This is a genomic window from Streptomyces durbertensis (assembly GCF_014156695.1).
GTDB lineage: Bacteria > Actinomycetota > Actinomycetes > Streptomycetales > Streptomycetaceae > Streptomyces > Streptomyces durbertensis.
This window is the reverse complement of sequence record NZ_WMLF01000221.1, coordinates 1-8,506: the sequence shown is the minus strand read 5'-3', so window position 1 is coordinate 8,506 and position 8,506 is coordinate 1. Positions and strand designations below refer to the sequence as shown.

At 69.4% G+C, this 8,506-nt stretch carries 11 protein-coding genes and 1 pseudogene; 9 read left to right on the top strand and 3 right to left on the bottom strand.

What is annotated here, in order from left to right; translation table 11 throughout:
- Positions 1-56 precede the first annotated feature (56 nt).
- The 6 genes from GL263_RS15745 to GL263_RS15720 all read left to right on the top strand — a co-directional run bounded on the left by GL263_RS15745 (position 57) and on the right by GL263_RS15720 (position 5,085).
- Positions 57-656 carry a hypothetical protein gene (locus tag GL263_RS15745; protein WP_182856349.1) on the top strand — a complete coding sequence of 200 codons (600 nt, stop codon included), beginning with the start codon at positions 57-59 and terminating at the stop codon, positions 654-656.
- Positions 653-1,057 (top strand): ParB N-terminal domain-containing protein, encoded by a 405-nt coding sequence (locus tag GL263_RS15740; protein ID WP_182856348.1) that lies wholly within the window; start codon positions 653-655, stop codon positions 1,055-1,057. Before GL263_RS15745 ends, GL263_RS15740 begins: the two co-directional genes overlap by 4 nt.
- A gap of 313 nt (positions 1,058-1,370) precedes the next feature.
- Entirely contained in the window at positions 1,371-2,132 is a 762-nt protein-coding gene (locus tag GL263_RS15735; RefSeq protein ID WP_194377590.1) for a ParA family protein, read from the top strand.
- Positions 2,133-3,233, top strand: a complete 1,101-nt coding sequence (locus GL263_RS15730) for a ParB/RepB/Spo0J family partition protein (protein ID WP_182856347.1) — start codon at positions 2,133-2,135, stop codon at positions 3,231-3,233.
- A 551-nt stretch (positions 3,234-3,784) separates the two neighbouring features.
- On the top strand, positions 3,785-4,339 hold the full coding sequence (locus GL263_RS15725; RefSeq protein WP_323379420.1) for an RNA polymerase sigma factor: 555 nt from the start codon (positions 3,785-3,787) through the stop codon (positions 4,337-4,339).
- Complete coding sequence (locus GL263_RS15720; protein WP_182856345.1) at positions 4,336-5,085, top strand: hypothetical protein; 750 nt, start codon at positions 4,336-4,338, stop codon at positions 5,083-5,085. Before GL263_RS15725 ends, GL263_RS15720 begins: the two co-directional genes overlap by 4 nt.
- Positions 5,086-5,360: 275 nt before the next feature.
- On the opposite strand, the gene GL263_RS15715 is transcribed toward GL263_RS15720, so the two are convergent.
- Positions 5,361-5,657, bottom strand: coding sequence for a hypothetical protein (locus GL263_RS15715; RefSeq protein WP_182856344.1), 297 nt, complete (start codon positions 5,655-5,657; stop codon positions 5,361-5,363).
- A gap of 48 nt (positions 5,658-5,705) precedes the next feature.
- On the opposite strand from GL263_RS15715, the gene GL263_RS15710 reads away from it, so the two are divergent.
- Entirely contained in the window at positions 5,706-6,068 is a 363-nt protein-coding gene (locus GL263_RS15710) for a hypothetical protein (RefSeq protein WP_182856343.1), read from the top strand.
- A 147-nt stretch (positions 6,069-6,215) separates the two neighbouring features.
- Here GL263_RS15710 and GL263_RS15705 read toward each other — a convergent pair whose 3' ends face one another.
- A complete protein-coding gene (locus tag GL263_RS15705) occupies positions 6,216-6,437 on the bottom strand; it encodes a hypothetical protein (RefSeq protein ID WP_182856342.1) in 222 nt (73 codons plus the stop codon).
- Positions 6,438-6,466: 29 nt separating this feature from the next.
- Entirely contained in the window at positions 6,467-6,808 is a 342-nt protein-coding gene (locus GL263_RS15700) for a hypothetical protein (RefSeq protein ID WP_182856341.1), read from the bottom strand.
- Between the two features lie 295 nt (positions 6,809-7,103).
- Here GL263_RS15700 and GL263_RS29180 point away from each other — a divergent pair.
- A pseudogene (locus tag GL263_RS29180) lies at positions 7,104-7,364 on the top strand (relaxase domain-containing protein); the annotation flags it as partial.
- Positions 7,285-8,506, top strand: a 1,222-nt coding sequence (mobF, locus tag GL263_RS15695) for a MobF family relaxase (RefSeq protein WP_182856340.1), incomplete at its 3' end; no start/stop codon positions are given. The pseudogene GL263_RS29180 and the gene mobF, both read left to right, overlap by 80 nt.

The following is an 8,506-nucleotide window of genomic DNA, read 5'->3' as shown; positions in this document are numbered from 1 at the left end:
CGCTCCGGCCGCCGGGACCACCATGGTCCCGGCGGCCCCGTCGAATGTGAGGGCCGATGCCCACCACCGTCTTCGACCAGTTCACCCGCCGCACCGCCGACGTCACCGCCCAGCTCACCACCCTGGGCATCCCGCTCACCGCGCCGGCGGCCCCGCCGCCCACCGACCTCAACCCGGCCGACCCGTGGGCCAGCAACTACGCCGCGCCGGTCGACCGCTCCACCCTCGCCTGGTGCACCGCCGTTCAGATCCTCGCCGACCACCACGACACCGGCATCGGCCGCCAGGTCCTCGCCGCAGATGCCCTGCTGTGCGAACTCGGGGTCCGCGGCCTCGCCCAGCTCCACTCCGACCTCCACCATGGCGCGCCCATCGACTACCGATTCACACGCTGCCCATACTGCTCCGGCATCGGCGAGGACCCCACCCAGCCGGACTGCCAGGACGTCGGCTGCGCGCCATGGCACGAGCTCGACGGACACGAGCACCTGTGCCCGGTCTGCCACGGAGACGACTACCAGCCCCAGTGGTTCGCCGAAGAACAGATGACTGAGCTCGAGGAGCTACTCGCCGACGCCATCGAGGAGCGCGAGGAGAACGCCTCGCTCCGCTACCGGCTCGGTAGGTTGCTCCGTCGCCGGGGGATGCGCTCGTGACTGTCCGCGTCATCGACGGCAAGCCCTGGACCGGTCGCATGCGCACCGCAGCGCTCCGGCGGGGCCTGGTCCGGCCTGCCGAGTTCGCTACGTGGGCCGGTGCCCGCCGGTACCACGAGCGGCACGGCCGGGACCGCCAGGTGCTGGAGAAACTGCGGGCCTCGATCCCCAGGGACGGGATCCGGGAACCGCTCCTGCTGGGCGTCCGCGCAACCGACCGGCTCGTCTTCGTTTTCGAAGGGCACCACCGGGCCGTCATCGCCCTCGAAATGGGGGTGCGTGCCTTCCCCTTTCAGTGGTTCTGGGACCCGGACGTAAAGGACGTGGAGCACGAGCCGTTCCCGCACCACGTGCTGGGCCGGGACGGTCAGGCGTGGTTGTGCCGCCGAGAGCCGCGCTGATGACGGAAGGCCGTCGCGGAGCTCACCGCCATACTCGCCGCCCGCCAAAGGCCGGCCCCCGGGGCCGGCTGCGGCGGTGCCGCCGTACGAGTCCACCGCGCCACCGACCACGAAGCGGCCCCCGTCGTCCGGACCTCAACCCGGGCGACGGGGGCCGCTTTTTGCGTTCCTGGGCAGTCAGCTCCGCGACGGTTTTACGGCCGTAAAACCGCCGCGCTCCGCACGCCCCGCCAGGACCCCGTGGATCTTCTGAGAAGATGCTTCCCGTCCATCCGAAGTACCGGGTTCCCGGGAAGTAGTCGGAGAGTAGTACATGCCCTACATCACCGTGCTCTTGAACCGCAAGGGCGGTGTCGGCAAGTCCCTCTTGTCGGTCAACCTCGCTGCGGTCTACGCCGAGATCCTTGGTTGCGATGCTGTCGACGGCGAGACGGCAGGCGAAAGCCCCTCCGTTGCGGTCGTCTCAATAGACCCACAGGGCACCAGCATCGAGCACGCCGAGAAGGTCAAGAAGGCTGGCCGGCCCGTCCCCTTCCGCGTGGTCGACGCGAGCCAGAGCATCGACAAGTTGCGTCGCCTGCGCAGCGCCAAGGCCGACATCATCATCGTCGACACCCCAGGATTCATGCCGCTGAAGGCCGAAGACGACGAAGACGAGTCCATCGACCCCCTGGGCGACGGAACCACCGGAGACGCGCTGCGCGCCGTCCTCGACGTCGCCGACGACGTCATCGTCCCTCTCGAAGCAGAAGGATCGGCCTTCACCCCGACCAAGGTCACTGTCGAACGGGTCCTCATCCCCCGCCAGATCCCCTACGGCGTCGTCGTCAACAACTGGGACCCCCGCGACGGCACCGCAGACCGCGACCGCACCATCAGCCTCGTCCAACGCAGAGGCTGGGAGCTGTACAACGCCACCGTCCGTCACTACAAGCCGCACACCCGCGGCATCACCAACGGACGGCTCTGCACCCAGTACGAGTCCAACCACATCGCCACCAAGGCCAAGCAGGACTTCGTGTCCCTGGCCCTGGAACACCAGCTCCGCCGCCAGAAGTACGTGGGGGGCCAATAAATGACCAAGCACGACGAGTTCGACGACTTCTTCGGCGATGACGATGACACCCCAGTCGTCGACACCCGAGCCGACGGCCGCCTCCTCCGCGTTCCTCTCGGCCGGCTCGCCCCCAACGGCGTCAACCCGCGTACCGACTTCGGCACCGAAGCCGAGCTGATCGACCTCGGGAAAAGCCTGCGACGCCGCCAGATCCAGGCATGTCCTGCCGTCAGCCGCAGCGCCTACCTGAAGCTGTGGCCCGACCATGCGAATCAGATCGGCGACGTCGACTACGTCCTCGTCACCGGTGAGCGTCGATACCGCGGCGCCAAAGCGGCCGAGAACCAAGCCCTGAACTGCGTCGTCGACGACGGCTTGGCAAAAGACCGCAAGACATTCATGGAAGCCGTGGTCTCCGAGAACGTCGACCGCCAGAACTTCAACCCCATTGAAGAGGCGTACGCGGTCCAAGCCCTCGTAGCCGAGTTCGGCTCCAACCGCGCCGTCGCTCAGCACTTCGAGCGGGTCGACGGATGGGTCACCCATCGCATCCTCCTCACTCACCTGGCCCCGGAGGTTCAGGACCTGGTGCGGAGGAAGGCCATGCCGCTTGATGCTGCCCGGTCGCTAGGCAGGCTGGCCCGGGACAACAAGTGGGACCGCACGGAGCAGCTGGCATGGTGGCAGGACGAGCAGAAGCAGCGGGCGGCAGCCTCTGCTGAGCGGTCGGCCGCCAAGAAGGCCGCCAAGCGGGCCGCCGCTCCCAAACGGTTGACCGCCGAGCCACCCGCCGACTCTGAGCAGCAGGACGACGAGCCGTTTTACGGCCGTAAAACGGCTCCGGCCGACCCGGCACCGGTCCCGCCGGCCGCTGCGGAACAGGAGCCGCCTGCCGACGCACAGCAGGAGGACGCGCCAGCTGTCCCGGGACAGGCTAGCCCGCCCGAAGCGACAGCCGGAGAGGTAGGCCAGCACCCCAAGCGGTTCCCCTACGAAGACGGTGTCGACGCGGCACACCACTTGATTCACAAGATGCCGACGGACGAGTTCAACAAGATGCTGGACCTGCTCAACAAGCACAGAGAACGGCAGGCCGTACCTGCGACCCACCCGATCTGATCGCGCCCGTTAGAAGCGGCGGTGGCCCCTCTGCTTGGGGTCGCCGCCGCCTTCTTGACCGGTTCAGGACCTGTGCTCCTACAGTCCGCCCGCCGGCCTGCGGACAGATGCCGACGGGCCCTCCGATCACCGGTACGAGTCAGCCGTGGGGGGCGCGCGCGGAAAGCGGATGCGCCTACTCCGCTAAATGGGTGAGGGATGCCGTGCACACATGTGCGGGGTTTTGGATTGGGTGGTGACGAGGGCGCAAGCGGTGCCCTTCGACGCCGAGTTGGGGGGGATGGCGCCGTAGCGACGTACTGGAAGGTTTCCCTTGTGGATCTGGAAACGGCATGGCAGTTGGTGACTGCTGGAGTGGTGGGGAGAGTGCTCCTCTCTGACGGGCGCCGGCTGGCGCGGCGGGCTCTCGGCGTGGGCGTACGGATCGGCGCACGCATCTTGGTAGCCGAGCGAACGCCGGTGACGCGCTGCGGGCGTCCTACGTGCCCGCGTTGCCGTGTGGGGTGGGGCCGTTGAGCGCCGGCGAGGGAATGTCGTCAGGACGGCCGCGCGTGGTGCGGGAGTCGTTGAGGGGCGCCCTGCCCAGCGATTTCACCGGCTTCTACGTGCTGCGGCACAAGGTGTACCTGCGGTACGCCTACCTCCAGCTGGGCGACAAAGACGAGGCGATCGACGCGGTCGAGGAGGTCTTCGTCCAACTCGCCACCGTGTGGCGGGACGTCCTGGCCCAGCCCAGCGTCGAGGCCTACGCCTTCGCCGCGCTGAAGGAAGAGGTGTCGCGGCGCCTGCAGGACCGGCAGCGGCCGATGGCGCTGGTCGAGACCGCCGCCTTCGCCGAAGTCCGCCGACGCACCCGCGCACGGCTGGAAGTCCTCGAGTCCAGGCTGGGGCTGTTCGCCGCCATCGCCCGCCTGCCCGAGCGGCACTTCGACGTGGTGCTGCTCCACTACGTGATGGAGCGCACCCAGCAGGACGCAGCCCGGATCATGGGCATCTCGTACCCGACCGTGCGCTCACACCTGCGTGGCGCACGACGCCGACTGGCGAAAGACCTCGGGATCACATGGAGCGACGCTCCCGAAGACAGCACCCAGGAGGAACGGTGACCAGGAAGAACCGGAGGGAGCAGCACCGCACCCGGATCGAGGCTGAACTCGCGTCGGCCAGAACCCCCGACGATGTGTTCGCCACGTTCGACTCCGAGACGGCGCTGGAGCGGATCGCCAGCCGCGTCGTGTGGACCAGCGCCCGCACCATGGAGACCAGGGCACGCTCCGTCAGACAAGCCGCCGGTTCCGGCAGCCGGCAACAGGCCCGCTCACCCCTGATGAACCGGACCCTGCACCACGAGGCGGCGTGCCTGCTCGAGGAACTCTCCTGCACGGTGATCCGGGACGAGGCGGCCCTAGCCGCGATGCGACTCCTCGTCGACGACCGCCAGCGCATCGACCCCGACGGCGCCCTGGCGTTCGCCTGCCTGCTCTACCTCGTCGGCGGCAACGAGGCCGCCCGCTTCTGGTGGCAGTTCGCCGCCGGCGCCGACTCCCTGACCGCAGCCCACTGCCTCTACCTCCACCACCTCCAGCACGGCGAGTTCCGCGACGCGGAACACTGGGCGGAGTTCGCCTGGGCAGCCAGATCCGGCTTGAAGGTCTCCCTGCTACCGGCCACGGACACACCTCCCCCGCCGCCAGGAGCCAGCACCCGTCCCTGCACGACTCGCTTGTCCGCAGCGCTCACCAACGCGATGTGCCGCCTGGAGATCAGCGACGACGACGACTTCGGCACGATCCCCCGGCCCGACCCCGGCATCGTCGGCCTCGTGGCGGAACTCGAACGAGCCGGAACCTAGCCCTGCTCGTGCGGGCCCACCCCGGAGCGGACGCTGCCAACACAGGTGACACAACGCCTACCAGAACCCGTGACGCTACCTGTGACACCGGCCCCGGAAAGCGGCCACAAAGCAGCAGGTCAGAGGGCCTGGAAGGCGTGGTAAAGAGCTGACAAGACCCGTATATGCCAGCGCGGTCGGAGAAAGGGAGCGGGCCGGTCTTGCATCTCGGCGTGACCGCGCTGCGCTGAGCCGGCCAGGGGCGGCGGCCGGCCGAGGCGCTCGGGCCGGCCGCGCTACAGGTGCTTGGGTCGCGGCAGCCGCTGCCACAGCGCCTCCACCTGCTCCAGCACGCTTTCGATGTCGCTGGAGCTGGTGGAGGCCTCGGCCAGGGGATCGGTCGGCGTGCCGTCGGGGCCGATCGCGCCCGCGTGCAGCAGCACGCTGCCGTCGTACCGCGACAAGGTCACCCCGAGCCAGCGGCTCTCCTCACGCACCATCAACCGGGCTCGATCGTCAAAGATCTGCGGTCGGCCGCCCCACCCATGCGCCCGCTGAATCTGAAGTGCCAGGTCGTACGCCGTCTCTGCCATATGCGGAACTGTACGATTTCACGGGCCGTGACCATAGGGTTTCCTGTCATGGAAGGGACCCTGCAGACCGCTCTCCGAGAGGCGGCGCACGCGCTCCACGAGGGCCGATGGCAAGTCAGCCGACCGGACATGGAGGCCGCCGCCCTCCTCTGGCAGGCGCTGTGGTTGCCGTACCAAGACGTCCTGAAGGCGGAAGCCCCCGACCCTGCGCGCATCCGCAAGCGTCTGGCAGCAGTGCCCGCCGCGTGCGCCGCCGCCCAGTCACCGGAGGGCATCCACCCAAGGTTCACCGAAGTGCTGCAGCGAGCCCCAGAGGTGACCGCAATGGAGCCCGCCCAGGCGCTGCGCGTGCTCGGACAACTCGGTGTTCTCGTTCACGCAGTCGGGACTGGCCCGGAAGTGGACCTCTGATCCGTCGCCGCCGGGACCAGCCTCAGAACGCCCGTTGTGGCACTCGTACGGGTGGAACTCGCTGAAAAAGGCGGTGGCCCTACCTCAGCGGGTGGCGCCGCCGCCCTGCTTGTGGGCGTCGAGCGAGACCGGCGACCGCGGCGACGGTCAGTCCTGGAACTCCGTGCTCTTCACGCCGTAGAAGGTGGGCTTCGCGGGGCGGACCTCGGACTTTGCCATGGTGTCGGCGAGCGGGGCGAACGTCTCGCTGCGCCGGACGACGTCGAGGAACTTGCCCAGAGCCTCCTTGTCCTCCCACAGCGCCGACGCGGTGCTGATGATCAAACTCTTCACGTGCTCCGCCTCGGTCACGGCCTCGTTCGCTGCCACGCGGTGCCCCCTCCTGGTCATCGGAACGATCAGCCAACCAACCGGCGGCCCCGCCCCGCAAGATGGCCTTCGGCCAGGGGCCGGTCCAGGATGCTGTGGGTCCCGATCCGGTGCCACACGATGTGGGGGAGCCCGGCGACTATCTCCCCGCCGTACGACCACGTCGCGCGGCCGTCCGGCGCCCAGGTGAGTTCGTAGACGCCTGGCGCGCAGCGCACTCCCTTGATCCGTAAGCCGGGGCGGAACTGGCGGCCGGTGCGCAGGTCGGGGACGAAGGCATCCAGGACGACGTGGCGGAAGCGCTGGCGCTGGGCGGGGGTGAGGTGCTGGAGGTCGGCGGTGAAGCGGGGGAGGGTCTCGAAGGTGGGCACGGTGGTCTCCTCCGGGCAGCACGACGAAGCCCCCGGCGGTTGCCGGGGGCTGGGTAGGCGGTGCTTCCTTGGCGGTGCTCGTTCCTTGGCGCGTGGTGATGCTCAGTGGTGCTGGATGGTGTTGTTCGGGTCGTGGTGTGAGGGCTGCCGGAGAGCGATGACATTCGCGTCCGGCCCGGGTCCGCTTCCCGCCCGGCGGGCCCCGGTGAAGAAAGTTCGGCCGCTGCTCCCGCCTGGCGGGACGCCGGGCTGATCGGCCTTTTCTTGCAGGTCAGAGCCGTGTGGCGTGGTCTGCATGACAGTGGATATCAGGGTGATCCGGGCCGGTCAGATGTACCGCTACTACCTCCGCGAGACCGTTGTCGGCGACGGTCGTCGCCCGGCCCGCACGCCGCTGCGCGCCGCCCAGGAGCAGGCCGGGGTCCCGGCCGGGCGCTGGATGGGCCGCGGCCTGGCCGTGCTCGGACTTGCGCCGGGTGAGGAGGTCACCGAGGCGCAGCTGCGGAACCTGTTTCGGCGAGCGGGGCCGCCACCCGTACGCGGATCGGATCGAGGCCGGCCGGCTCGCCGCGGGCGACTCCCCGAAGAAGGCGTATCGGACCGGCGCCCTCGGACGCCGCGTGACAGTCACCGGGGTCGACTTCGTGTTCCGGCCGCAGCCGACGATCCACCTCCTGTGGGCGCTGGCCGATGAGGAGACCCGCCGGGTGATCGAGGCCGCGCACGAGCGGGCGATCGTACGGGTGGTGGAGTGGATCGAGGACGAGGTCGCGGTGATCCGGTACGGCAAGGACGGCGTCTACCGGGTCCGGCCGCCGGGCGGTCTGGTCGCCGCGCGCTTCCGCCACTACGAGGCGCGGTCGGGTCGGCCGTTGCTCCATGACCATCTGCTGCTGTCGGTGAAGGGGCAGCGCCTGGACGGGAAGTGGGGTTCGATCCACACCCTGGCCCTGCACGAGAACACCGTGGCCGCCTCCGCGCTCTACAACGAGCTGGTGGCCGCTGAGGTCTGCGAGGAGCTGGGGTTGGCGACCGAGCCGCGCATCGTCACCCTGGGGCGTCGGCCTGTGATGGAGATTGCCGGGGTGCCGCACGAGCTGATCCGCTGGACTGCCCGGCGCAGCGACCAGATCGCCGCCTGCCTGGCCGAGCTGGAGCACGAGTACGTCACCGCCGTCGACGACGACGGCGAGCCGCGGTTCCTGCCCGTGGTCTCCGAGCGGGCCCGCGCCAAGATGAACCAGATCGCCGCCCGCAAGACCCGCCCGCCCAAGCGGAAGACCCAGCCGCTCGCGCAGCTGCGCGCCTGGTGGAAGGTGAGCGCGATCCTCACCTCCAAGGTCGCCGCCGACGTCATCAACTCCCTCCTCGAGCACGCCCGCGCCGCGGCCGCCGCGATCCGGGCCCGTGTCGCGGCCGTGGTCGACATAGCGCTGGCGGCCGTCGACGTCACCGCGACGGTGTTCGTGATGAACGACGGCGGCCGCTTCCACCGCCGGCACCTGCTCGCCGAAGCCCGCCGCCACCTCGCCCTCGTCCTGCGCGGCCGCCACCGCGACCCCGGCCTGGACGAGGAGATCGTGGCCGCCGCCATCTCCACCCACTGCCTGGACATCAGCGAGCCGACAACCACCATCGGCCTGCTGTCGGAATACCGCCTCTACACCTGTCTCTTATACACAACTCCGAGCCCACGAG

Coding starts and splice junctions, on each gene's coding strand:
- GL263_RS15745 (WP_182856349.1), top strand. CDS start 57: ATGCCCACCACCGTCTTCGACCAGTTCACCCGCCGCACCGCCGACGTC.
- GL263_RS15735 (WP_194377590.1), top strand. CDS start 1,371: ATGCCCTACATCACCGTGCTCTTGAACCGCAAGGGCGGTGTCGGCAAG.
- GL263_RS15730 (WP_182856347.1), top strand. CDS start 2,133: ATGACCAAGCACGACGAGTTCGACGACTTCTTCGGCGATGACGATGAC.
- GL263_RS15715 (WP_182856344.1), bottom strand. CDS start 5,657: ATGGCAGAGACGGCGTACGACCTGGCACTTCAGATTCAGCGGGCGCAT.
- GL263_RS15710 (WP_182856343.1), top strand. CDS start 5,706: ATGGAAGGGACCCTGCAGACCGCTCTCCGAGAGGCGGCGCACGCGCTC.